Annotated in this window: 19 protein-coding genes; 12 read left to right on the top strand and 7 right to left on the bottom strand. The window is 60.6% G+C overall.

The features are described 5' to 3' along the window. Positions 1–120: 120 nt before the first annotated feature. A complete protein-coding gene (locus tag IPJ76_07480) occupies positions 121–297 on the bottom strand; it encodes a DUF1328 domain-containing protein (GenBank protein QQR88416.1) in 177 nt (58 codons plus the stop codon). Between the two features lie 248 nt (positions 298–545). Further along, positions 546–1,508 carry a hypothetical protein gene (locus tag IPJ76_07475; protein ID QQR88045.1) on the bottom strand — a complete coding sequence of 321 codons (963 nt, stop codon included), beginning with the start codon at positions 1,506–1,508 and terminating at the stop codon, positions 546–548. Positions 1,509–2,573: 1,065 nt separating this feature from the next. On the opposite strand from IPJ76_07475, the gene IPJ76_07470 reads away from it, so the two are divergent. The 4 genes from IPJ76_07470 to IPJ76_07455 all read left to right on the top strand — a co-directional run bounded on the left by IPJ76_07470 (position 2,574) and on the right by IPJ76_07455 (position 7,185). Further along, entirely contained in the window at positions 2,574–2,939 is a 366-nt protein-coding gene (locus IPJ76_07470; GenBank protein QQR88044.1) for a response regulator, read from the top strand. Between the two features lie 9 nt (positions 2,940–2,948). Beyond that, positions 2,949–4,379, top strand: a complete 1,431-nt coding sequence (locus IPJ76_07465) for a sigma-54-dependent Fis family transcriptional regulator (protein QQR88043.1) — start codon at positions 2,949–2,951, stop codon at positions 4,377–4,379. Between the two features lie 38 nt (positions 4,380–4,417). Next, positions 4,418–6,175, top strand: coding sequence for a CHASE3 domain-containing protein (locus IPJ76_07460; GenBank protein ID QQR88042.1), 1,758 nt, complete (start codon positions 4,418–4,420; stop codon positions 6,173–6,175). Between the two features lie 131 nt (positions 6,176–6,306). After that, a complete protein-coding gene (locus IPJ76_07455; protein ID QQR88041.1) occupies positions 6,307–7,185 on the top strand; it encodes a hypothetical protein in 879 nt (292 codons plus the stop codon). Between the two features lie 160 nt (positions 7,186–7,345). Here the strand turns inward: IPJ76_07455 and IPJ76_07450 are convergent, their stop codons facing one another. Beyond that, positions 7,346–7,648, bottom strand: a complete 303-nt coding sequence (locus IPJ76_07450; protein QQR88040.1) for a cation transporter — start codon at positions 7,646–7,648, stop codon at positions 7,346–7,348. 409 nt (positions 7,649–8,057) lie between these two features. On the opposite strand from IPJ76_07450, the gene IPJ76_07445 reads away from it, so the two are divergent. After that, positions 8,058–9,983, top strand: coding sequence for a hypothetical protein (locus IPJ76_07445; protein ID QQR88039.1), 1,926 nt, complete (start codon positions 8,058–8,060; stop codon positions 9,981–9,983). 60 nt (positions 9,984–10,043) lie between these two features. Here the strand turns inward: IPJ76_07445 and IPJ76_07440 are convergent, their stop codons facing one another. The 4 genes from IPJ76_07440 to IPJ76_07425 form a co-directional block, all read right to left on the bottom strand. After that, positions 10,044–11,024 carry a cation transporter gene (locus tag IPJ76_07440; protein QQR88038.1) on the bottom strand — a complete coding sequence of 327 codons (981 nt, stop codon included), beginning with the start codon at positions 11,022–11,024 and terminating at the stop codon, positions 10,044–10,046. A 117-nt stretch (positions 11,025–11,141) separates the two neighbouring features. Next, a complete protein-coding gene (locus IPJ76_07435) occupies positions 11,142–11,939 on the bottom strand; it encodes a hypothetical protein (protein ID QQR88037.1) in 798 nt (265 codons plus the stop codon). Between the two features lie 76 nt (positions 11,940–12,015). Continuing rightward, positions 12,016–12,648, bottom strand: coding sequence for a fibronectin type III domain-containing protein (locus IPJ76_07430; GenBank protein QQR88036.1), 633 nt, complete (start codon positions 12,646–12,648; stop codon positions 12,016–12,018). A 783-nt stretch (positions 12,649–13,431) separates the two neighbouring features. Further along, positions 13,432–13,854, bottom strand: a complete 423-nt coding sequence (locus IPJ76_07425) for a hypothetical protein (protein ID QQR88035.1) — start codon at positions 13,852–13,854, stop codon at positions 13,432–13,434. A gap of 59 nt (positions 13,855–13,913) precedes the next feature. On the opposite strand from IPJ76_07425, the gene IPJ76_07420 reads away from it, so the two are divergent. The 7 genes from IPJ76_07420 (at position 13,914) to IPJ76_07390 (ending at position 25,216) form a co-directional block, all read left to right on the top strand. Beyond that, a complete protein-coding gene (locus IPJ76_07420) occupies positions 13,914–14,129 on the top strand; it encodes a hypothetical protein (protein QQR88034.1) in 216 nt (71 codons plus the stop codon). A 195-nt stretch (positions 14,130–14,324) separates the two neighbouring features. Next, positions 14,325–14,489, top strand: coding sequence for a hypothetical protein (locus IPJ76_07415; protein QQR88033.1), 165 nt, complete (start codon positions 14,325–14,327; stop codon positions 14,487–14,489). Positions 14,490–14,880: 391 nt separating this feature from the next. After that, on the top strand, positions 14,881–15,771 hold the full coding sequence (locus tag IPJ76_07410; GenBank protein ID QQR88032.1) for a hypothetical protein: 891 nt from the start codon (positions 14,881–14,883) through the stop codon (positions 15,769–15,771). A 121-nt stretch (positions 15,772–15,892) separates the two neighbouring features. Continuing rightward, positions 15,893–18,718 carry a site-specific DNA-methyltransferase gene (locus tag IPJ76_07405; GenBank protein ID QQR88031.1) on the top strand — a complete coding sequence of 942 codons (2,826 nt, stop codon included), beginning with the start codon at positions 15,893–15,895 and terminating at the stop codon, positions 18,716–18,718. Further along, positions 18,715–20,463 carry an AAA family ATPase gene (locus IPJ76_07400; protein QQR88030.1) on the top strand — a complete coding sequence of 583 codons (1,749 nt, stop codon included), beginning with the start codon at positions 18,715–18,717 and terminating at the stop codon, positions 20,461–20,463. Before IPJ76_07405 ends, IPJ76_07400 begins: the two co-directional genes overlap by 4 nt. Then, positions 20,460–22,124: an AAA family ATPase gene (locus tag IPJ76_07395; GenBank protein ID QQR88029.1), complete on the top strand. Its 1,665-nt coding sequence runs from the start codon at positions 20,460–20,462 to the stop codon at positions 22,122–22,124. Before IPJ76_07400 ends, IPJ76_07395 begins: the two co-directional genes overlap by 4 nt. Then, complete coding sequence (locus IPJ76_07390) at positions 22,121–25,216, top strand: DEAD/DEAH box helicase family protein (GenBank protein ID QQR88028.1); 3,096 nt, start codon at positions 22,121–22,123, stop codon at positions 25,214–25,216. Before IPJ76_07395 ends, IPJ76_07390 begins: the two co-directional genes overlap by 4 nt. Positions 25,217–25,251 lie beyond the last annotated feature (35 nt).

Raw genomic sequence — 25,251 nt, 5'->3', positions numbered from 1 at the left:
TTTCCGCCCATGCTTCGCCGGAAAATAATCCCGTAGGCACCGCTACGCGATGATTTTCCGGATGCGCCTGAACGAAAAATAGCCTCGGAGCCCTTCGTTCAAGAGATCCCAAACAGGCTCTTAGGGGTCCGACTTCTTGAAGAGCTTGGCCCCGAAGAGCAACGACAGCACGAAGAGCACGAGGAAAAGGAAGAAGAGCACCTTGGCGATGCTCGCGGCACCGGCCGCAATGCCACCGAACCCGAAGACGGCGGCGATGATGGCGATGACGAGGAAGATGGCGGCGTAGCGTAGCATGGGTCCTGGGTTTTGGTTGATGGTCGGCGCATCGGTGATGGTCGCGCTCTGGACCAAGGACCCAAGCTGCGTACCGAAGGGCACACCAACGGTCCCCCGGCGCGGAATGCCTTGATCGGCAGGCGTCCGCGACCCGTCCTGCGGTGAGGTCCGTTATCTTGACGTGGGGAATACACGGGTAGGTGCGTGGTTATGGTTCCACGATCAACGCATCACATTGAGGCGCGGGGCCGGCGCTGCCGAGGAATTCAGCCAGTGGTCCGCTCACGGCCCTGTACCACCTCGGGCAGCATGATGTTCAAAGCGCCTTCGCGGGTGCTGCGCCAGAGCATGTTGAAGATGAAGCGGTCGCGCCGGCGTTCCATGGTGAAGGTACCCTCCCGCTCGCGTTCGGCATCGGCACGCGGCCGCTTGCGCACCAACGCATTGAGGAAGGCTGTGCCGAGCGCATCGCCAATACTCTTGTTGTGCCTGTCGCCCACGGCAAGTTTGAGATCGTTGTAGCGCATGCTCACCACGCCCCGGCCCGTGCGGTCATCACCTTCCATCGCCAATCGGATCTCGCGGAGCCATCCGCTCACGGGCCTCACATCGGTGAGCGGTTGCAGGATGGGTTCAAGGTCGGCGAAGGGCATGCCTTGTATCCGTGCGCGTGCCGTGAACCGCTCCGTTGTGTCGTTCGATGCGGTGCGCAAGTAGAGATGCACACGCGCCGAATCGAAGAGGAAACCATTGGCCTCGACCACGGTGGACGTGGTGTCCGCGAAATGGCGTGCGCCGGTGATCATCCCATGGATGCCATGGAACGGTAACCGGCCGAACGAGGCCCCTTGTTCAGCTCGTTCATGGTACGTGACGTCCACCCGCTGGAACGCAACGGTGTCCGCACCGGTGCCCAGGGGCAGCATGCGCAGGAGCCCCGCAACTAGCGGCCGATAGCGGAAGGCCGGGTCGGGCAGCCGCTTGTCTCGGGCGACATGGATACGCGCACCGGCGAGTGTGATGCGTTCCGCGTTCAGCTGCACGGGGGTCGGGCCTTGGGCAAAGCGCACCCCGCACACACGAGCAGTGTCCACGGAAACGGTCACCAGATCTGCTTCCAGTTCCAGCCGTGAGGCATCGCGTTCGATGGTACTGTCCGAACCGAACGTGATCCCTTTGAGCACAATGGACCGGTCATCCACATCGACACACACTGTTGCGATGCGCACGGGTCTTTGCTCCTTTCCCTGTACCTGCACAGGGCCCGTTCGCAGGGAACCACGTCCACCGATCGGAAGGTCCGCATCATGGTCCCGCGACCACCTGCAATCGCGCAGATCGCCGGACAGTTCAGTTATTCCCACTTCCGGTCCATCTCCTGTCCTGCTTTGAACAGTTCGGAAGCTCATCCTCATGTGATCAAGGGAAAACCCACCAAACGGCCGCTCCGCTTTCCGCCTATCCACATCTCCTTTCACGGGCTTCCCGCACCATACGATACTGTCCATCACGATCAACAGTTCCGCTGCTTCAAAGCGACGATGAAGGAGCCAATCCGTCTTGGAGAAGCCACGCAGCACCAGCGTATCCAGGGCTGCCCGTGAACGCATGGTCGGGACTTCCCCGGGAGCGTCCACGACCCAATCAGTCAACACCAGATGCCCACCAACGATATCGAGCTGGGCCGATCCCCGCTTGAGGGTTGAGATACCGGCTTTGCGCAAGGAGTGTTCAACAACCGCGGCCGCCTTCGCCTGTAACAGCCATACGACCACGGCTCCCAGCAAAACCGCCACACTACCGCCCCAAAACACCCCGCGAACAACACGAGCCAGACGGGTTGTGCGCTGAGCGGTCCTTTGCTTCTCCTTCACCGCACCATTGCATCCGATTTCCCTGCCATCCACGGAGCCAGGTCCGACGCAGCCGAAGCCCGCACCGCAGCACGGACCGAACGGCGTCCGTTCATTCTGGGAACGTGCGATCGCCCGGGTGAGGAGATCGGTTCCCGATCAGGGGAAGACATGCCCCAATGCACACGACATTCCCCAGTGCTTCACTGCAGCAGGCCAAGTTCAATGTGCCGGGGCCGTACTGCCGTTCGCACAGCATTGTCGCCCCAAGACCGGGTATGGCTGGCACGGCCATCGCACCCGCCCCAGCCAATGCGACCCACCTCCGCGCGATCCGTCGTCTTGGCACGCCGCTTCGTAGCTCCCAATGAAGGGGTTGAACGGCCCCACCATACATTGTTGTCCCATGGGAAGCGCCGCGGACGGGTGCAGCGAAAGGAGATGAAAGCCATCCGGAAGGTCTTGATGATCGATGATGAGCGGGAGATCTGCGTCCTGCTTTGCGCTATGCTCAAGCGTTCCGGTGCCCAATGCCGTTTCGCGCATACGCTGGAGCAAGGCCGCGACCTGTTGCAGGAGGGCAGCTTCGATGCCGTCTTCCTGGATGTGCACTTGCCTGACGGCTTAGGCTACGACCTGATCCCGAACATCAAGACCACCGCACCCGAAACCACCTGCATCGCCATGAGCGCCATAGAAGGAGAAGGTGCTCGTGCCCAGGAACTGGGGGCGGACACCTTCATCTCGAAGCCCTTCGACCGAGCATCCATTTTCGATCGGCTGCGCGAACTGGGCTTCTCAGCTTGAACCAACGCCATGACCAACGCCAGCATACTTGTGATCGACGACGACCAGGACCTCAGCATGCTGCTGTCCCGGTTACTGAGCAAGCAGGGCTACACCGTGAGCACCGCCAGCCGTGGCGCTGTGGCCAAGGAACAAATGGCCGGCAAGAAGTTCGACCTGGTGCTGTGTGATCACCGTTTGCCCGATACCGATGCGCCGCAGATGCTGGAACACATCCGCGCGACCAGTCCTGGTACCCAGGTCATCATCATCACCGGGTACTCCGAAGTGCGGCTTGCCGTGGAACTGATGCGCAAAGGCGCGTTCGATTACATCGGCAAACCGCTCTATCCTGATGAACTGCTGATGCGCGTACAGGATGCCCTTGCGGCCGATGGCCATGAGGGGAGCGGACCGGTGAACGGCAACGGGGCCGCGACGAAAACGAAAGCCCCAAAGCCAGGTAGTGCCAAGACCTCGGACTATGTGGAAGGTACCGGGCCGGCGGCACAGCTCATTGCCAAGCACATCGGTCTTGTTGCCCCCACCGACATGTCAGTGCTCATCACCGGTGAAACGGGCACGGGCAAAGAGTTCGTTGCAAAGCGGATCCACCAGGAAAGCACGCGCGGCGCAGCGCCGTTCGTCGCCGTGGATTGCGGCGCACTTCCGAAGGAACTGGCCGGCAGCGAATTGTTCGGCCACACCAAGGGCGCGTTCACCGGTGCTGTTACGGACAAAGCAGGCAGCTTCGAGCAAGCGCAAGGGGGCACGCTGTTCCTCGATGAAGTGGGCAACCTCACCTACGAGAACCAGATCAAACTGCTGCGCGTGCTGCAAGAGCGGAAGATCAAGCGCATCGGCGGCACCAAGGACATCGATGTGGATGTGCGCATCCTGGCCGCCACGAACGAGGACCTGGATCGCGCCGTGGCCGAGGGGCGCTTCCGTGAAGACCTGCTTCACCGCATCCAGGAATTCACCATCCACTTGCTACCACTGCGCGAACGGAAGGAGGACATCCCGCGCTTCGCCAAGCATTTCGTGGAGCTGGCGAACGCCCGGCTTGGGCGGCAAGTGACCGGTTTCGACGATGCAGCGATGCAGCACATGCTCAACTACGGCTGGAGCGGCAACCTGCGCGAGCTGGGCAACGTGGTGAAACGTGCCGTTCTTCTCAGTTCCGACGCGCACATAACGAGCGATTGCCTGCCAGCCGTGGTGCTGAGCGGTGCGCAACCCGTGCGCCACGGCAACCCGACCTCCACAGCGGACAGCGGCACCGCACCGGTTGCGACCATGGGCGATGATCTCAGGAGCGCTGCACTGGCGGCCGAGAAGGACATGATCCTGAAAGTGCTGGAGCGCAACGGGTACAACAAATCCAGAACAGCGGAGCAGTTGCACATCGACCGCAAAACGCTGTACAACAAGCTCAAGGCGTTCGGCCTCGAGGTTTGACGGTCGGCCGGTTTTCGCACAGTTCCCCATCCGCACACATGCCCACCGTAGCCGCAGCGCAACAGGCCGTTAAAGAGCGGAAGTTGCTGGCGTGGCTCTACGGAGGGACGGTGGTGCTGCTCTTGGTGCTCCTCTTCGTCACCTACCGCACGCTGGTCCGTTACCAAGAGGGCGTGGTGTCCACACGGCGCTACATCGAACTCCGCTCGGCGCTGAACGAAGTGATGCTCGATGTGGTGGACCAGGAGACGAGCACCCGCGGGTTCCTGCTCACGAAAGGTGAGCCGTTCCTCTCGCCGCTGATGCATGCGAGCGTGCGCATCGCGGACGACCTCGACCGCGTGAAAGCGGCCTGTGCCGGTCCGCTGGACTTCGCGCAGCTCGACACGATCACCTCGCTCAGCCTCACCCTCACCGAGCGCTTCGGCGAGCGCGTTCAAGAGGCGCGCCGTGGCACCTTCCATCCCGACTCGCTGCTGGCCGGAAGGGTGTACATGGACCAGCTCCGCGCTGTATACAAACGTTTCGATCTGCGCCTGGACAAGGAGCATGCGAACATGCTTCTGGAGAACAGAACGCTCGTTGGTACACCACTGATGCTCACCGTGTATGCGCTGGTATCGTTGCTCGCCACGGCCCTGCTCTTCACACGGCTTGTACGCTCGGTGAAGGCCGTGGAGAAAGCCCGCTACGCTCTTGCGCAACGCGTGGAGCAGTTGGACAATGAGGTGGCCTTGCGCAAACGTTTCCAGGAACTGAACGAGAAGATCCTGGACCTGTCACCGAGCGGCATCATGACCTTCGCGGCAGTGCGTGACACTGCTGGTGGGATCACGGATTTCGCGTGGGTCACGAGCAACAACACCGCGAACAAGCAGGTGGGACGTGAGGACCTGATCGGAAAACACCTGCTGGTGGAAATGCCGGAAAACCGGAGCACGGGTTTGTACGAAGCCTACTGCGAAGTCGTCACTACCGGCCAGCCCTTCGAACGCGAGCTGCACTACAGGGAAGGGACAGTGGACATGTGGGTGCTGGCGCGGGCGCTGAAGTTGGACGATGGCTTCCTTGTTGTGTTCGACGACATCACCGGTCGCAAACGCGCGGAAGCCAGCAAACTGAGCGAGGACCGGTTCGCCTTGACCGGTCAGCTGATGCGCACCGTGGCCCACGAGGTGCGCAACCCGCTCACGAACATCGGGCTCGCCATGGAGCAGATCGCCGACGAGACCAAGGCACAGAACGCCTACTCCGGCCCCGAGCCGTTCTTCGCTATCGTGGACCGCAACCTGAAGCGCATCGGGGAGCTGATCACGGGCATGCTGGAATCCACGCGCAAACGGGAACTGCACTTGGCCGCCGTGCATCTACCGGTCGTCATACAAGACGTGGAGGCGGCCGTGCGGGACAGGATACTATTGAAGGACATGAGGTTCGAGCTGGATGCACCCCCGCACTTGCCGAAGGTGATGCTCGACAAAGGCCTCATGGTGCTTGCGCTGACGAACCTGGCCGTGAACGCCATAGAGGCCATGGAGCCGAAGAAGGGCGTTCTGCGTGCCAGCATCGAGCGCGGTCCGAAAGAGCTGCGGTTGGTCATGCAGGACAACGGCAAAGGCATTCCTCCGGAACAAATGGACAAGTTGTTCGAACCTTTCTACAGCGGTCGGCCCGGTGGTCTGGGGTTGGGACTTACCACCGCCAGGAGCATCCTTGCAGCACACAAGATGACGATATCGGTGGCCAGCAGGGTGGGTGAAGGCACATCGGTCTCCGTGCACATCCCATTGCGCTGAGCGGGGTCGCTTGCGGGGCCGCAATGCCACGATCCGGGGCAGAAAGTCGCGGCCCCGACCAAGTTCCAAGCACGGCTCCGCTTGCAATGGCCCGGGCACACCACTTGTCGAGCACAACGAAAACCAACACGATGAACACCGCCGCCAAAACCATCGCAGCGTACTGCACCGGAGCCCTGTTGCTCGTGCTCCCGGCTTGCCAGAACGGCCCGACCCCGAGCGAGGTGCGCCTTGCCTCCCAGCGCGACAGCCTGATCAACGCATTGGACCAGCGCGACTCCTTGATCGGCTCCATGAGCCTTTCGTTCAATGAGATCGAGAAGAACCTTGACCTCGTGGACGAAAAAGAGCTCAACGTGAACAACACGAGCGAGGCGGACCTCACCATGGACCAGCGCGAAAGGATCCTGCGCGACATCCAACTGATGAACGGCCTGATGAACGACAGTCGTGAGCGCATCGCGGAACTCACCAAGAAGTTGGACAACAGCAAGGTCGACGCGAAGGGATTGCGCAAGAAGTTGAAGGACCTCGATCTGCAACTGGCCCAGCGTGACAGCAGTCTTGCCGTACTGAGGGAAGATCTGGTCGCACGCGATTTCAAGATCGAACAAGTGACCCAGCAGCTCAGTAGCATGGAACTTGAGCTCGCCAAAACGCAGGCCTTCCTGCAGCAGCAGACGGACGACCTGAACCTCGCTTGGTACGTTGTGGGCGAGCGCAAGCAACTGCAGGAACAGGGTGTGATCACCCGAGAGGGTGGAGTGCTGGGCATCGGGCGCACGAGCACCGTCAACAACGATATCAGCGCCGCATCCTTCACGCAAGTGGACCAGCGCAGCACCGATCGCATCCCCGTGAACTCCAAGGAGGCCAAGCTCGTGAGCGAGCACCCGGCCGCCAGCTACGAGCTGGTGAAGGAGAACGAAGCCGTGGCCTACGTGCACATCAAGGATCCCGCGTCGTTCTGGCGCTTGAGCCGGTACGCCGTGCTCGAAGTGGACAATTGATCCAGCAAGGCCAACAAGGAGAGCACGGTCCCAGGGCTGTGCTCTCGCATTGCCGCCCGCACCGAAGAACACTTTGCTGCTCACCGTCCACGTGCCGCGAGGCCATTCCATTTTCCGCAGGACGCAGCCCTTCACGCGTTCGCTCTCGCCGCGCGCCTGTTCACCACGGCCATGTGACCACCATCTCCGGGCGGAACAACTCAACCGTGCCGATCGTCCTGCCCGCGCTGATGAACTCCACCTTGCCGTGGCAGTAAGGATGCTCGCGGTCGCGCGGTTTGGAGGCCAGCGCCAGTGCATACAGCGCGAAGGCGCCCGCCACCACGGTCACGATGCTCTCCAGCGCATCGCTGAGGATGGCGTTGCTTTGCGTGGCGCGCCACGCCACGAACTTGATGGCCATGAGCACCGCGCCCGCCGCCACCACGACGGCCTGCAATCGGATATCGGACAAGCGCCGCATGTGCGCGAAGATCACCGTACGGCAGTGGTGGACAAGGCAGGGGGTGCGAAGTGGGCAATACGAAAAAGCCCCGCGACTTCCGCGGGGCTTCTTCGTTCGGGTGGATCCATGTCTCTCCTCACCACGGCGATGCGAACACCAGCTCGGAGCGGAAGTGGGGCAGGGCACCGCGCGCCCTATTTGTGTTGATCGCCTGCTGTCCGGCGCTCCATCGGCGGCATTGCCCGTTCCATCGGACCGGCATTGCCGGTGCGATCAGCGCGGTGCTCTTTCGGCAGCTGGCCCAAGGCCGGGCGAACGACCATCATCTTTCACCAAGCTGATGGTTGTCACCGGATCCTAGCGCCACATGCCGTCACTTACCTCCCATCAGAGCTGGGGCGAACCCTCCAGCACCAAGCACCTGTCCATGTCCCGACATCTGACCATCGCCCTGTTTGCCACCACCTGCGCCCTGCAAGCCCAGGTGACCGTGGACTGGAACCAACCCGTGAGCGGCTTGGCCGTGGCGCTCGACCAGTCCAACAACGTGTTCACCGTCAACTACAACTACGCGCTCGGCGGCGACATCACCGTCATCAAGCGGAACTCCGCCGGTACCGAGCTCTGGCAGGCCTTCTTCGACCAGACGAGCACCACCATGTTCGATAAGGCCACATGGGTGGCAACCGATCAAGCGGGCAACGCCATCGTAACCGGCACGGTGATGTCCGGTTATTCCAACCCGGTGAACGCTAACAGCGTCGTCATGAAATTCAGCCCAAGCGGCACCCTGCTGTGGCGACAGGTGTACGAGACCTTCTTCGACGGGTCTTACACCAAGAAGTGCATCGTTGACAAGGCGAACAACATCTACGTTCTGGGGGTGGGCACGGGCCTGAACGGCCAGGTGACGCAAGTGAAGAAGTTCGCGCCGAACGGTACCGCGCTCTGGTCGTGGTTCGATCCGGTGGGCATCGGTGCCCCGCTCAACATCAAGTTCACGCCGGACAGCAACGTGGTGCTGGTGTGCCGCGGCACCAATGCGAACGGCTACGCGAAGATCGATCGCAATGGCAACGGCATCTGGAGCCTTGCTATGGTGAACAGCCTCACCACCGGCGATGCCGCGGGTGATGCGGCAGGCAACACCTACTGCGTGAACGGTGTGTACCCGGGCGGCGCTGGAAGCGTGATCACCAAGCTCTCGCCTACCGGTTCGATAACGTGGCAGACCACGCACGCGATCACCGCTTACCGCGTGGAGGTGGGCAGTGATCAAGCGCCGGTGGTGAGCGGGTTCCCTGCGGGCGGCGGTGCTGGTGCGGCGTTCCTGAAGGCCGACGTGAACGGGGCGTTGGTCTGGTCCAACCCCGATGCCGACGGACCGAACATGTTCCTTCAGCACGCGCAGATGATGATGGACCAGTACAACAATGCGTACTTGTGCGCGGGCACCTTGTTCGCCATGGGCATCTGCAAGGTGAACAGCGATGGCACCACCGCGTGGTACGTCACCACACCGAGCAGCGGCTCGTTCGGATTTGCGCTGGGCAACGATCACAATGTGTACGTGACCGGCGGCGGCACCGCGCGGCTGGGGCAGATCGCACCGGCCGTCGTTCTCCTTTCGCCGAAGGTCTTCCTCGAAGGTCCGTTCGTGAGCGGTACGGGCCTCATGGACGATGCCTTGCGCACCAATGGGCTCGTTCCCCTGAGCGAACCTTACGCAGCACAGGGCTATGTGCACACCGGGGCGGCCGGCGGGCCCACAACAGCAGGCGTGTTGTCCGTGGCCGGCAGCAATGCGATCGTGGACTGGGTGCTCCTGGAACTGCGCGACGCGAACGACATGACTTCCGTGATCCGTTCGCGGAGCGCGTTGGTGCAGCGCGACGGCGATGTGGTGGATGCCGACGGTACGAGCCCCGTTGCGTTCGCCGTGCCGACCACCTCGTACTATGTTGCCGTGCATCACCGGAACCATCTGGGCTGCATGACGGCCTTGCCCGTTGCACTGAGCGGAACCGCGACCACCGTCGATCTGACCACGTCGCTCACCAGCACCTTCGGGACCGATGCGCGGAAGGCCGTTGGAGCCTACCGCGTGCTCTGGTCGGGCGATAGCAGCTTCAACGAGGAGCTGAAGTACACCGGTGCGCTCAATGATCGCGACCCGATCCTGGTGCGTATCGGCGGGGTGGTGCCCACCAATACCGTTGCAGGTTACCACGGCGAGGACACCAACATGGACGGCATCGTGAAATACACGGGCGCCAACAACGATCGCGATATGATCCTGGTGAACATCGGCGGTGCGGTGCCCACCAGCACCCGATCAGCACAGCTTCCATAGCGCGGACCAGGACGGAAGCGCTGAACGTGCATGGGCCGCTGCTGTGAGCGGCACCGTGCGTTAGCTCCCGTGCTTCGCATTGCCCAGCACGCTGTCGTGCGTCCACGCAATGCGGCGCTGCTGCGGTGCCTTGCGCTGGGGGCACCCTTCCAGTGCGCAGATGCTGCACGACGTGGCGATGCACGGGTCCATGTGGATGAACAGCTCCACGCCGCGGTCGCCCTGCTCGTTCACCAAGCGCTCCATCGCGGCGATCTGCTCGTGCGCCTGTTCCAGGTTGTAGTACCACGGCAGGGTCACGTGGCAATCGATGTGCAGCGTGCGGCCGAACTGGATCACCCGGAAGTTGTGCAGGTCGACCCATTGCGGACGACGGTGCGTTTCCAGCAAGGCCACCACGGCATCGGCGGCGTGCCGGTCCGTTTCGTCCATGATACCGGCCACGGCGCGCCGCAGCACCAGTGCGCCCTGCACCAGGATGAAGAGGCCGAAGCCCAGCGCGAAGAGACTGTCGAACCACTGCAGGCCGGTGAAGCGCACCAGGGCCAGGCCGAGCAGCATGGCCAAGGTGCTCCACGCATCGCCCAGCAGGTGCGTGCCGCTCGCTTCCATGGTGATGCTGCGTTGCTTGCGACCACGGCGTTGCAGCACCAGGCCCATCAGCAGGTTCAGCCCGCCGGCGATGGCGGTGAGGTAGATCCCCGTGTCCACTGCGTGCACCGCGTGGCCGTGCAGCCAGGCGATCACCGCCCGCACCACGATCACGATGCCTGCGATGCCCACCAGGCCGCCTTCGATGCCCGCGCTGATGAACTCCACCTTGCCGTGGCCGTACGGATGCTCGCGGTCGCGCGGCTTGGCGGCCAGCGCCAGGGCATACAGCGCGAAGGCGCCCGCCACCACGTTCACGATGCTCTCCAGCGCATCGCTGAGGATGGCGTTGCTGTGCGTGGCGCGCCACGCCACGAACTTGATGGTCATGAGCACCACGCCCGCTGCCACCACGATGGCCTGCAAGCGGATATCGGACAAGCGCCGCATGTGCGCGAAGATCACCATCCGGCAGTGGTGGACAAGGCAGGGGTTCGCAGCCCATCAGAACGGAAGAAGCCCCGCGACTTCCGCGGGGCTTCTTCGTTCTGATGTCTTGCCGGTTGCTCACCACGGCCATGCGAACACCAGCTCGGGGCGGAAGTGCGGCAGTGCGCCGCGCACCAACCGCACACTGGTGCCGTGCACGCGGTAGCCGCGCTCGTGCAGGTGCGCGCAGGCGGCCGCGTTCGCTTCGGGCACCACGATGTGCGTTTGCACCGGCAGCAACCAACGTTGCAGTTCCAGGCCCACTTCGGGCGCATCGGCCACTATGTAGCCGTGGCCCAGCACGGGCAGCAGTGCGCCGCGCAGGCGGTTCTCCTCCACGTAGCCCTGTGCGGCGTAGCGGTGTTCCATCAGCAGCGGTGTGCGGTCTTCGCCGGTGGCCTTACGGTCCAGGTGCAGCAGGGCCAGCGTGTGCACGGGTTCCATCAGCAGCACTTCGTCGCGCTGGGCCTCTTGGAAGACACCGCCGCCGTAGCGCGCGAACTGGTCGCACACGACGAAACCGAGGTCGGCCCACAACGGCACGTCGTACGGGCTGCATTGCACATGCACACCGGCCGCACCATCCGCAAGAAGGGCCCGCACGAAGGCATCGGCCAATACCCGGCTGTGCGCGGTGACCTCCACCGAGGCCTGCAGGAAGAAGTGCGCGATGCGGACCGTGGTGCCGGACCGCACGGCGGTGCAATAGCCCACCAGTGCGTCGTTCACTTCCACCAGGTTCACGATGGCGTAGGGGGTGCGGGCGCACCAGCGCATGTGCGCCAGCGCTTGTGTGCGTTGTGCGGGCGGCAGCAGGTGGGCCACGTGCACCAGTTGTGCGTCGTTCTCGTGCAGGATCAAGCCGAGGGTTGTCATGGGGTGTGGTCTTCAACGACCGCGCCCCGGCTGCCGAAGGAGAAGCAACCGGGGACGCGATGCGTAGTGCTGTGGCTTAGGCGGCTTTTGCGGCGGCCACGTCGCTTACAGGGCTCCAGCCAGCGGCGCCCAGCGCCACCACACGGAAGAAGTACACGGCATTGCTTTCCAGATCGTCGAACACCATGCGGTTCTTGCCGGTGGTGGCCACGATGTTCCAATTGGCCTCCACGTTGGGGTCGCCGGCGCACATGCTCACTTGGTAGCTGAGGCGGCCTTTAACGCCCTTGAAACGCAGTTCCAGACTTCCGGGGAAGGGGCGCACGATGGCGCGTACATCGCTGGGGGCGGGCAGCAGGCCAACGGGTTGGCGTGCCTTTTCGGTTTGGAAACCGGCGCTGGTGATCAACTCCTTGTCGCCGGCACTGGTGGTTTGTACATAGGCACCCAGGTCGGCGCGCATGGTCTTGAGTTCGGCGAAGGCGATGTCGCGCTCCTCCTTGTCCAAACGGCTGCGGGTGAAACGGTAGGCATCCACGGCGGCCACCAAGCGGTCCTTGGCTTTTTCGAAGTCGGCGAGCGAAGGGTTGGGAGCAGGGAAGGATGCGTTGTTCGTCAGCATCGTGATGTTCGTACCGCTCATTTCGACCAGAGCGGCGTAGGTCACCCGGGTGTGCCCGAGTTTCACTTCATACCAGATCTTTTTCATCGTCCGAGGGCCTTCGATGCTGTACCCACAAAAGCTTTAGGTGAATTGTGACCGTTGTAGCGCAGGGGCGAAGTCCTTCGTTCAAAACATCCCGGCAGGCCGGTAGCCCGAACCCTAACGGCAGGCCGGGAGAAGGCCTCCTGAAAGCCTTGGTGTTACAGGCTTTCGTTGAAGTAGGCGGACGTGCCGTTCCATGATGCCGTACGCGCTCACGGTCTTATGTGATCGCGCCGTGGGTACATAAGACCAAGCCGTCGGTACATAAGACAACGGCGCGAGTACACAAGACAACGGCGCCGGTACATAGGACAAAGCGGCGAGTACATAAGACAACGGCGCGAGTACATAAGACAACGCCATCAGTACACAAGACAACGGGGCGAGTACACAAGACAACGGTGTCGGTACATAGGACAACGCGGCGAGTACATGGGACAAGACCGTTGGTACCCAAGACAACGCGGCGAGTACATAAGACAACGTCGTCAGTACACAAGACAACAGCGCCGGTACATAAGCCAACGCCGTGAGTACACAAGACAGCGGCGGCGGTACATGTACTCGCGCGGCCGGTACATAAGACAACGTCATCGGTACATGTACTCGCGCGGCAGGTACATGTATTTGCGCTGCGTTCACCGGCAGCCCACGTCCGCGCCGGGTGCTGCGGCGGTACCATATAGTATGGTAAGGGAGACTTACAGGGCGCCCGGCCCAGGGTTCAAAGCGCAGCACCGGAACTTTCTGCTTCACCGGCGCGTTCCAACGGCACTTGATGTTCGTTCACTTGTTGGCATCGGCGGGGGCTTCGGCCCCCGTCGGTGTTTTTAGGGTGGCGGGCAGGATCCGCTCCACCACCAGCGCATCCAGTTCCGCCTGCGACCGTATCCACGGCATGCGGCTCTCCTCGTAGTAGTCCGTTACGCGGTACATGAGCAGGCCCTTGCGGCTGTCCCACCACCGCGCCTTCACGTGCAGGTGCCCGAACACATTGCGCAGGCGCACCTGATCGCCCACGGCGTAGGTGGCCATCTCCTTCAGTTCCTTCACGATCTGGGCGTGCTGCAAGTAGTGCACCCCGCGCACGGTGTTGCCCTGCAGGTCCTCCACGGTGTAACAGAGGTGGTTGTTGATCACAGTCGCGCCCGTCACCCGGCACAGCTCGCCGTAATGCGGCACGATGGCCCCCTTCCTGAATTGTTCCATTGCCAAGAACGCCGTCGATCGGCGCGGCAATAAGCTAGGGGCAGGAAGGCAATGACCGCATGCCCGCGCTGTGGGGCATCCGGTTGCCGACGTTTGCACTCGTGAGGGTCCTGCTCGCCATCCGTTCCATCCTGGTTGACCTGTTCCACCTCTTCTGGTCGCCGGTGATCAGTGAGGAGGAAAGGGACAAGCACGATATGAGCTTGAACGAGCGGGCGGTGTTTATGCTGGTGACGGTGGGGATCGCGGTCGCTATTGGCGTTTGGGTGTCATGACCTGCCGGGGCGGAGGCCGCCGGTGAAAGTCGCAAGACCACTTCGCTGAGTTATCCCCGCGCGGTAATACCAAGCAACCCCAACGGCATACTTCCGTCTACCCGTCAAACCCTTTTCACCATGGCAAAGAAAGCAGCACTGTCGCCCACGGGGCGGCGACCCGTTCAACGGGTCCCTCGAACTGAGCTCTCTATAATGGACCTCCAAACAAAGATCAAGACAATCCCCCGTCAGCCGATCAGCTTCAAGTTAGAGACGGTTGTAGTGAAGAACGTGAAAGCACATGCCCAGCGCGAGAACAGATCAGTGAACAACATGGTTGAGACGTTCCTCAAGCGCGCCATGGCCATGCAGCAATAGAAGATGTACCAGCGAGCACACAATCATCAATTGACCCGATCCGCGCTGGCGGGCCGTTCGGTCGGCTCTGGAGAATTCCGGGGTCCGGCGATAGGTGCCGCAATGAGTTTGGGTGCTCGTGCCTTACCGATCAGAACCACTTGCAAAGAACAAGGCCGGCAACGAACGCGCCGGCCTGGTCCCATGCTCAACCGCTTTCCTGATTCCAGTCGAGGGTGCGGAAGAGCTTTTCTTGGGAGGCGAATGTATGCGCGCGATGGTACGAGGCGACTCGTGCCATCGCTGGCCTTCCCACACGGGAGTGTGGGGAACGCCGGGTGCGCCTGCCCGCCGCAGACCAAACCAGCCTCGCGTTCGTGCCGTGCCTTGTTCGCCAATCAGCGGATAAGCCATGGACCACCAACATCTGCCCCAACCCTACTCAGCGTACCTCACGCACGCTAAGAACGAGATCAGCCAAGAGGCTGTGCTGGCCGAACAGGCCATAGTACTTGCTCGTCCCCTGATCCAGGGGATGACGGTGATCAAGGTTGTTGCCTTCTTCGACCACCACACGTTGGGACTGCTGGGCGTGGTGGACGGGCTGAAGGACAGGGCAAGCGCCATCAGGGACGAACAGATCGAGGAGGCCCAGCGGGAGCACGTAAGGAGCTTCGGCTCCCTTTCACAACAAGACAACGACCGGTTGATCCTAGCCCACCAGGATTACCGCTCCAGGCTCGTTACAGAACTGGATCGGTACGCGGATATTCTCCTCTCCGGCCTGATACGCGTGATCGAGGGGCTCATTCCCGACGAGATGGTAGAGGCCCTGCGCAAGGTGCCATTGCTCGCTGTGAGGAACGGCAATATCACGGGCGTTGGTAGTGTGCAACTGGACGGGTTCTCCTTGGCCGTGCTGGTCCTATTGCTCTTCCTAGGCACCTTGCATGCTGGGGTGGTGCTCATTGCCGCTGGCGAATGGTCGCATGCCTTGGCATTCCTCCTGGCCAACTGGGGGGTGATGGCAATCCGGTTCTTCGATCTGGTTTTGCGCAGCCGCAACGGCACCTTCGAGAAGGGTTTGCACTACGTAGAGATGATCATCAGTGCCGTGCTCATCGGCCTTGTACTGAACCACTGTGCTTTGGAACTGAGCGACGGCCTCGATGCGAAGACCATCAGCAAGGTGGTGAGCCAACTGCTATTGGGCGTGGGTACCGTGCTTGTCTTCCACAAATTGGTGTGGTTGCTGGTACGCCGCCTACGCGATTGGAAGGACCGCAACAAGCGATTGTGGTAAGACAGCCGAAGAAAGGGACAAAGGCCGATGATCCGTTGGCCCTTGTCCCTTTGTTTTTTCGCCGCACATTCGTCACCGGCTGATAACGGAAGTGTACCGATCAGCCAGGCTCTTCCACGACATGCCCCGCCCCAAAGGCCCCACCAAGTCCTCCACCCCGGCCGCTAAGCAAAAAGGCCGCGCCAAGGCCAAGCCCGAGGTCGCCAACTACGACCACACCGAGCCCAAGGCCCTCGTGCGCCCGGAGATCGGCACCCAGGCCCACTTCAAGCAGAAGAAAGGACCGGCCAAGTACCACTATGATGACTCCCTAGCCCCGGACCTCAACTGGGACACCAGTGCTGCCCGTGAACTCGGCGAATGGCTGCTGGCCCGCATTGCCGAAGCCGCCAAGCTGGAGGCACCGCACACCTTCGCCACGCCCAAGGAGTACTTCGGCGCTGAAGTTTCTGCGAAGGGAGAAAGACAACCCCTCGCCACCGTGCGCGGCTTGGCCGATGCCGTGGAGCAATTGCAGAAGCTCGGCAAACCCTTCCTCAACTGGAGCGGCAAGGCTGAGCGCAAGGCCTTCGAGGTGCCCACGTTGCCGCTCTTCGTACATGAGCGCTTGAGCACCGAGGCCATCCTGAAAACGCTGAAGGGACACAAGAAGGACCAGCAGGTGAGCATGCTGGATGAGCTCTTCGGTGTAACGCAGCGCAGCCTAACGGACCAAGTGGTGCATGCCTACGAGCACCAGGACAACTGGGTGAACCGCCTGATCCTGGGCGATAGCTTGGTGGTGATGAACAGCCTGCTGCGCTACGAGCACCTCGGCGGCCAGGTGCAGATGATCTACATGGACCCGCCCTATGGCGTGAAGTTCGGCAGCAACTTCCAGCCCTTTGTGCGCAAGCGCGAAGTCAAGCACAACGAGGACGAGAGCCTCACGCGCGAACCCGAAATGGTACAGGCCTACCGCGATACCTGGGAGCTGGGCCTACACAGCTACCTCACTTATCTCCGCGACCGCCTGCTCTTGGCCCGGGACCTGCTCACCCCAAGCGGTTCCGTCTTCGTTCAGATCAGCGACGAGAATCTGCACCACGTACGCGAGGTGATGGATGAGGTGTTCGGAGCGGAGAATGCTGCTGGCCTCATCTCGTTTTACAAGACGAGTTCACAGTCCACTAAGGGCATCCCATCCGTTGTCGACTACTTAGTGGTGTATGCACGGGACAAAGAACGAATGAAGTTCGCTCCGTTCCTGCGCATAAAAGAGCCGGGCGAGAGGGGTGCAAAACAGTACACCAAAATTGTCTCCCCGGACTTTAAGGAAGTCGAGAACATGACGGAAGGCCAGCTGAACGGAACGGAACCAATTCCTAAGGGCTGGCAGATTTGTCGCTTGGGACCAACCACATCCCAAGGGTACCAGGAGGGTCGAAGTGCTCCCTATGACTTTCAGGGGACCTCCATTTCAATCCCACCGAATCGACATTGGGCATATGACCCAACTCCTGGTGGTGACATGGATAGGCTTGTGGAGATGGGTCGAATTCGTCGCTCTGGTCAGGGCATCGCAACTATCCTTCTCGCGAGTGACAACCCTACTACACCATTGGACAATGTCTGGTTGGATACTGGGACTGGAAGCTTCACAGATGAGCAGTCGTACGTCGTTCAGACAAGTGAAAAGGTCATTCGGCGTTGCATGCTTATGGTAACCGATCCCGGAGACTTGGTGCTTGATCCCACCTGTGGAAGTGGAACAACTGCATGCGTCGCAGAAGAATGGGGGCGACGCTGGATAACCATCGACACAAGCAGAGTACCGCTCTCACTAGCCCGCCAGCGATTGTTGACGAAGACATTCGCTTATTGGGAACTATTGGACACCAAGCGCGGACCCGCGGGTGGGTTTGTATTCAAGCAGAAGAAAAATGCCCGTGGTCAAGAAGTTGGTGGCATAGTGCCACATATCACATTGGGCAACGTCGCTGGCGAAGAAGACGCTAAGCCTAAGGTAATACTCGACCGCCCCGAAAAGTTGAACAACGTCACCCGCGTGTGCGGCCCCTTCGCCGTGGAGGCCACCATACCTACAGCCGAGGGCTTGGATGAGGACCCGAAGACACCGGGCATCCAGAGTGACGAGCACCAAACGCATGTGCAGCGCATGACCGAAGTGCTGCGCCGCGCGCCGGTGCTGCAATTGGCGGGCAACAAGAAGATCACTCTGAAACAGGTGCGCCCACCGGCCAAGACCATGAGCCTGAGTGCCGAGGCCATCATCAACGGTGACCAGACACCACAACCTGTGGCCATCCTCTTCGGCCCAGAAGGCGGTGCCCTCACCGAGCGCATGGTGCGCGAGGCCTGGCAGGAGGCGGAGGCCAAGAAGTACACGCAGCTGCTCGTCATCGGCTTCGCCATCGACCCCAAGGCGCGCGAGTTCGTGGAGAGCGCCGGGCGCATCGGCATCCCCTGCACCTGGTTGCAAGCCACCATGGACCTGCAAATGGGCGACCTGCTGAAGAACATGCGCAGCAGCCAGGTCTTCAGCGTGTGCGGCCTGCCGGAAGTGAAGGTGAAACCCGTGAAGGAAGTGCAAGGCGTGAAGGTGGACGAGCCCACCTACGAAGTGGAACTGCTCGGGCTGGACACCTTCGACCCCGCCACCATGGACAGCATCCACTTCAGCGGCAGCGATGTGCCCTGCTGGCTGTTGGACACGGACTACAACGGCTTGGTATTCCGTGTACACCAAGCCTTCTTCCCGCGCACCGGCGCCTGGGAGAACCTGAAGAAGGAATTGCGCGCCGACTTCGCCGAGAGCGTGTGGGACCACTTGAGCGGCACGGTGAGCGCACCTTTCACAGCCGGTGAGCAGAAGCAGATAGCCGTGAAGGTGATCGACCCGCGCGGGAATGAGTTGGTGGTGGTGAAGAAACTGGTGAGCAAATGATCCAAAAGGTCACCATCAAGAATTTCAAGCGCTTCGATGAGGCGGAAATTGAACTCGGCTCACCTGTGATCTTCGTGGGGCCCAACAATGCCGGCAAGACCACAGCCTTACAGGCGCTGGCCTTGTGGGACCTCGGGTTGAAGACCTGGAGCGCCAAGCGCAGTGAGAAGAGCGTGGCCAAGACACGCGCCGGAGTTGTCGTGAGCCGCCGCGACCTGGTGCAGTTGCCTGTACCGGACATGGGCATGCTTTGGAAGGACCTTCATCTGCGCCAAGTGCCCAAGGGCGACCAGAAGCGCGCTACACAGAAGGTACATATCGAGATCACGGTGGAAGGCGTAACCAACGGGAAGGAATGGTTCTGCGCGCTGGAGTTCGACCATGCCAACGATGAGTACATCCACTGCCGGCCGAGCAAACGCCACCTGAACGCCAAGGACAAGTGGGAGATACCGGATGAAGCACTGGAGATCGATGTGGCCTATCTACCGCCGATGTCCGGTCTTGAATCCAACGAGCGCAAGATCGACGAGGGCGCGATCACCGTTTCGCTCGGCCAAGGCAAGACCGCGGACGTGCTGCGCAACCTGTGCTACCAGGTGTGGATGAAGGAGCGCGATGAAATGGGCAAGGGCGAATGGCCCAATCTGGTGGCGCAGATGCGCAGGCTCTTCGGCATCCGCCTGTTGGACCCCGAGTACAATGCAGCGCGCGGGGAGATCAGCATGAGCTACGTGGACGAAGTGACACCGGGCCAACGCAAACAGGCGAGCCTCGACCTGAGCGCGGCTGGCCGGGGCCTGCAACAAACACTGCTATTGCTCACGTTCCTCCGGTGGCGCCCGAAGTCCGTGCTGCTCATCGACGAGCCGGACGCGCATTTGGAGATCCTGCGCCAGAGCCAGATCTACCGAGAACTTTCCTCAACAGCGGACGCCCTCGGCAGCCAATTGGTGCTGGCAACGCACAGTGAGGTGGTCTTGCGTGAAGCGGAAGACAGCCGCATCGTGGCCTTCATTGGCAAACCGCACACGGTGCGGCAGACCAAAGAGCTCCGCAAGGCGCTCAACGAGATCGGTTTCGACCAATTCATACAGGCCGAGATCACCGGCTGGGTGCTCTATTTGGAAGGAAGCACCGACCTCACCGCCTTGCGCAACCTGGCCGCCATCGCCTATCCGGAAGCGCTGCCCGCACTGGACCGCCCCTTCCACCATTATGTGCTGAACCAAACGGACAAGGCCCAGCGACATTTCTCGGGGCTGCGCGAAGCCCATCCGCAGTTGGCAGGCATCGCCGTGTTCGACAACTCACCCGATGTGCGTATCCAGGCGAACTCACCCTTGACCATGCTCCAGTGGCAGCGCAGAGAACTGGAGAACTACTTCTGCACCCCAGGCTTGCTGATGCGCTGGGTGGAGCGCAGCGTGAAGGTGAAAGACCTGTTCGACCAGGGCGAACTACTGAAACGACAGGAGGCCATGCATGCGGCTATCGCGGACAATACCACCCCTGCGGTGCTGCGCGATCCCGATCATGCCTTCTGGCTCACGACCAAAGTCAGTGATGATTACCTGCCGCAAGTGTTCAAGAGCTTCTTTGAGAAACTGGGGCTGCCCGTTTCCATGAACAAGTCAGACTATGCGGCATTGGCGAACCTGCTTGAACCGACCGAGGTCGATCAAGAGATCGTGGAGGTATTGAAGCGCATAACGGAGGTAGCGCACAACGCAAAGAAGCCATGATCAGGAAGGTCACCATCAAGAATTTCAAGCGCTACGAGAACGCTGAATTCCTGCTGGAGGGTCCTGTCGTGCTGGCCGGCCCCAACAACATGGGCAAGACCACTGCACTGCAGGCGATCGCGGCGTGGAACTTGGCATTGAACCGGTGGCGTGAACTGAACGACTACAACAAACGCAACGGCTACACGCAGGCCCCCATGGCGCGGCAAGCATTCCTGCCTGTGCCATTGCGGAACTTCGATTGGCTCTTTCATCAACGTCAGCGCAAGACCATCGAGATAGAAGTGCAAAGCACTGAAGGCTGGACGGTCACGATGGAACTGAAGCCGGACAGTACAGAGCAGATCTATATACGGCCCACTCCATCTGCCGACCCCGAGGTGCTGCGCACGAAGGCCAATGTCAACGCTACGTATGTGCCTCCGATGACGGGTCTTTCGATTGAGGAGCCGGTGTATACGCGGGCCAAGCAAGATCAATTGCTCGGACAGGGCAAACCCGGTGAGATCATCCGGAACCTGCTCGTTGAAGCACATGGCATCAATGACGCGTGGGAAGCCCTACGAAAGTCGATCCGCGACCTGTTCCGTTGCGAACTGTTGCCACCCAATAGCATAGGTGCCGACATCGTTTGCGAGTACCAGCCAGTAGGAACAGACTTGCGCCTGGATGTCAGCGCAGCAGGTAGTGGGATGCAACAGGTCCTCATGCTCTTGGCCTTCCTGCATATGCGCCCGGCATCGGTGCTACTACTGGATGAGCCGGACGCGCACCTTCACGTGTTCCTGCAGGATGTGATCTACGCTGAACTTCGTTCTGTAGCGACTCGTCGCAATTCGCAGCTCATTATCGCCACGCATTCGGAGGTCATCATCAATTCGGTCGAGCCCGAGGAACTGATGCTTGTGTTCTCAACCCCGCGTCGATTGGCCGATAAGGTGGCGCGCACAAGGTTGGTGAAGTCATTGCGCACATTGACCCAAGCAGACGTGATGCTAGCGCTCGGCACCAAAGGCATCCTCTATCTTGAAGGTTCTACCGACTGGAAGCTGCTTCGCGAGTTCGCTCGCATTCTGCAACATCCTTTGCATGCGTGGCTGAGCACTGAGCCTTTCTGGAAGCCTGCTACCACCACACAACAAGCACGGGAACATTACGAAGCCCTGCAACTCATCGAGCCTGCGATGACCGCCGTGCAACTGGTGGATGGTGATGGCAAGGAACAGGGGGTTCCACCCAGTGAACGACCAGAGACTGGGAAATTCAATCGCATCGTCTTCAAACGATACGAGGTGGAGAGCTACCTGGTGCACCCGGGCGCGTTGAAGCGATACATCGACCAGAATGATGGCAAGAGCGAAACGCTCCGTGATTCACTGGTGACCATGTTCGACAAGTATGCCGGTGCGGGTTCCGGAGCGAACATTGTAGACGCCTTCATCGCCAACCCCGCAGAGCCACCCATCATTGTAGAACGCCTACTGGCCGACAAGGACTACAAGGCCCGTTCAGTGGTTCTGCCGCCGATTCTATCGGCTGCGGGGATCCATGGCCTGCACTATACACGCTATCATGAAATCGCGGAGTTCATGCACCCAGAGGAGATACATCCCGAAGTGAGAGAAAAACTCGACTTCATCAAGGAAGCGTTCGGGCTATGAACAACTTCGAGGTAGAGACCCCGATCCTGAACGGCCCATACGACGAGCCGAAAGAGCATTGGTGGATATTGGAGGGCCAAAGCGCGGACCGCAGGCAAGGTCGGCGACCAGCGAGCTATTGGTATCGGCCGCAGGGCCGAGGTGAGCAGGAAGGGGGGATCCTGATCGAGTTGAGGCAGGTGAACATTATCCGGGAGCGCATCAAGAATTGGCGCGAGCAGAACTACCCAGGCGTAACGCGCACCACACTGGACCTTCTGAAATACTGGACGCGCGTAGGCCGCCAACAGCGGCTCTTCTTCGCGCAAGTTGAAGCAGCAGAGACCATTATCTTCCTTACGGAGGCTCGGGCCGACTTCCGCCAAGGCATCGAAGTGAAGCGCGATGAACCCGGTGAGGAGGCAAAGGCCAAAGGCTATGCTGGCTTCCTGCGCTATGCCTGTAAGATGGCTACGGGCAGTGGCAAGACCACGGTGATGGGCATGCTCAGCGCATGGAGCATCCTGAACAAGGTGAACGACAAAGGCGATGCTCGCTTCAGCGATGTAGTGCTGGTAGTATGCCCCAACGTCACCATCCGGAGCCGCCTGAGCGAACTGGACCCCGAGCAAGGCGAGGCAAGCCTCTATCGCAAGCGCGACCTGGTGCCTGCGCACCTGATGGCGCAGCTGTGCCAAGGCAAAGTGCTGATCAAGAACTGGCACGAATTCCAGCCACAGGTGCCGCAGACCGGCGGTGATGGCGGCAAAGTGGTGAAAGCCGGTGTGGCCGTGGAGACCACGGAGACCATCCGCATCGGCGAGAAGAACGATACCAAACGTGGGACGCGCTGGCTAACGCGCGAAACGCTGCATCAGCAGATCGCGCAGGAGGTTATCGAAGTAGCACCCGGCTACGACGCGGACATCGACACCACGCTCAAGATTCGCAGCGTGAAGTACGTGGAAAGCGACACCGCACTGGTAAACCGTGTATTGCGCGGGGTGGGTGGTAAGCAGAACATACTTGTCTTCAACGACGAAGCGCACCACGCGTACAGGATCAAGACGAAGTTGGAGGAACAGGAAGGGTTGGAGTTCGAGGACCCCGATGAGGAGGAGGAATGGAAGGAGAGCAAGAAGGAGGCGACTATTTGGGTGGAAGGCCTGGACCGCATCCACAAGCTGCGTGGCATCAATGCCTGCATCGACCTCAGCGCAACGCCGTACTATCTGAACCGCGTAGGCCAAGATGCCAACCGCCCCTTCCAATGGGTGGTGAGTGACTTCGGTTTGATCGATGCCATCGAAAGCGGCTTGGTGAAGATCCCACAACTCGCAGTGCAGGACACCAGCGGCCAAGAGGTGCCGGGCTACTTCAACATCTGGCAATGGATCCTGCAGCCAGGCCGTCTCACAGCAAGCGAACGAGGGGGTAAGCACGCAGCTCCAAAACCCGAAGCCATACTGAAGTGGAGCAACACGCCCATAGGCATGTTGGGTGGTCGTTGGCACAAGATCTGGGAAGAGTGGAAGGCGACCGGTCAGGAACCACGGCCGCCAGTGTTTATCCTCGTTTGCAAGAACACCGCTTTGGCCAATGTCATATTCGAGTGGCTGGCAAACGACGTGCGGCCACATGGTATTCCACCGTCCGGTCTGCCCGAATTCAAGAACTCTGCAACAGTACAGAACACCATCGTAGTCCACAGCAAGGTGGTGGACGATAGTGATGGCGGCGCATCTAAGAGCGATGAAGTACGTTGGATGCGTTTCACCTTGGACACTGTTGGTCGAATGGAATGGCCGCGCGACCGCCAGGGGCGTGACATCCTACCCGAAGGTTTCGAGGAGTTGGCCAAGAAGATGGACCGGCCTATGCACCCGCCCGGTCGCGATGTGCGTTGCATCGTGAGCGTGGGCATGCTCACGGAAGGCTGGGACTGCAATACGGTCACGCACATCATCGGCCTGCGTCCCTTCCAAAGCCAGCTACTCTGCGAGCAGGTCGTTGGTCGTGGTCTTCGCCGTGCCAACTACGATATCGGGGAGGACGGAAAACTCACGGAAGAAGTTGCGGAGATCTTCGGTGTGCCGTTCCAAGTAGTACCGTTCAAAGCGAGCGGTGCAGGTCCATCGAAAGAAATTCAGAAGAAGAAGCACGTGCGTGCCCTGCCGGAACGCAGAGCATTGGCTATCAAGTTTCCGCGTGTGGAGGGCTATGTGAACGAGATACGCGATCGCATCAAGGTTGACTGGACGAATGTGCCGCCCCTGAGGTTGGAGCCACACAAGATCCCTCCGGAAGTAACTGCCAAGGCCTCCATCCCCTCCAACAACGGCCGACCCTCCCTTATGGGCCCGGGTAAGACGCAAGAAATCACGTTGCGCGAATTCCGTTCAGGCCATCGATTGCAACAGTTGGTTTTCCAGGTGGCCGGGCAGATCACTAAGGAGTACGTGCAGCAGAGCGTTGGTCGGTTGACCGCGCAGTCCCTTTTCCCACAGGTAACGCGCGTTGTCGAGCGCTACGTGAACGAATTCGTTGAGGTGGCTGCACCAGCGGACATTAAGGACTTGTTCATGTCGCCCTACTATGGTTGGTTGGTAGAGACGTTGGTGGAGAACATCCGTGGTGATGAACAGGCGGGCGTACCGGTAGAACTGCCGCTCATCGAGCGTTCGCGCGGTGCGGGCAGCACCAGCGATGTGGACTTCTGGACCGCACGTGAAACGCGTGAGACCATGCGCAGCCATGTGAACTATGTGGTGGCCGACACCAAGCGATGGGAGCAAAACGCGGCGTACTTCCTGGACCGCCACAACGTCGTTGACGCTTGGGTGAAAAACGCTGGGCTAGGGCTGGGAATACCTTATATCCACAATGGGGAACAGCACGAGTATGTGCCGGACTTCATCGTTCGATTGAAAGGTGAAGGAGAACGCCATCTTATCCTGGAGACGAAGGGTTATGATGAATTGAAGGAGAAGAAGCAGGCCGCGGCTTTGCGCTGGTGCCATGCCGTGAACGCCACCAAGGACTACGGGGTGTGGAGCTTCAGAATGGCAATGAAACCGGACGAGGTGCCGGGTTTATTGCAACAGTACCTCTAGTGCTTTCCTAGCGCACTGCTCCCGACCCTGCACCA

This window comes from Flavobacteriales bacterium (assembly GCA_016699575.1).
Lineage (GTDB): Bacteria > Bacteroidota > Bacteroidia > Flavobacteriales_F > PHOS-HE28 > PHOS-HE28.
The sequence above is the reverse complement of the archived record's forward strand: the minus strand, read 5'-3'. Positions and strand labels throughout refer to the sequence as shown.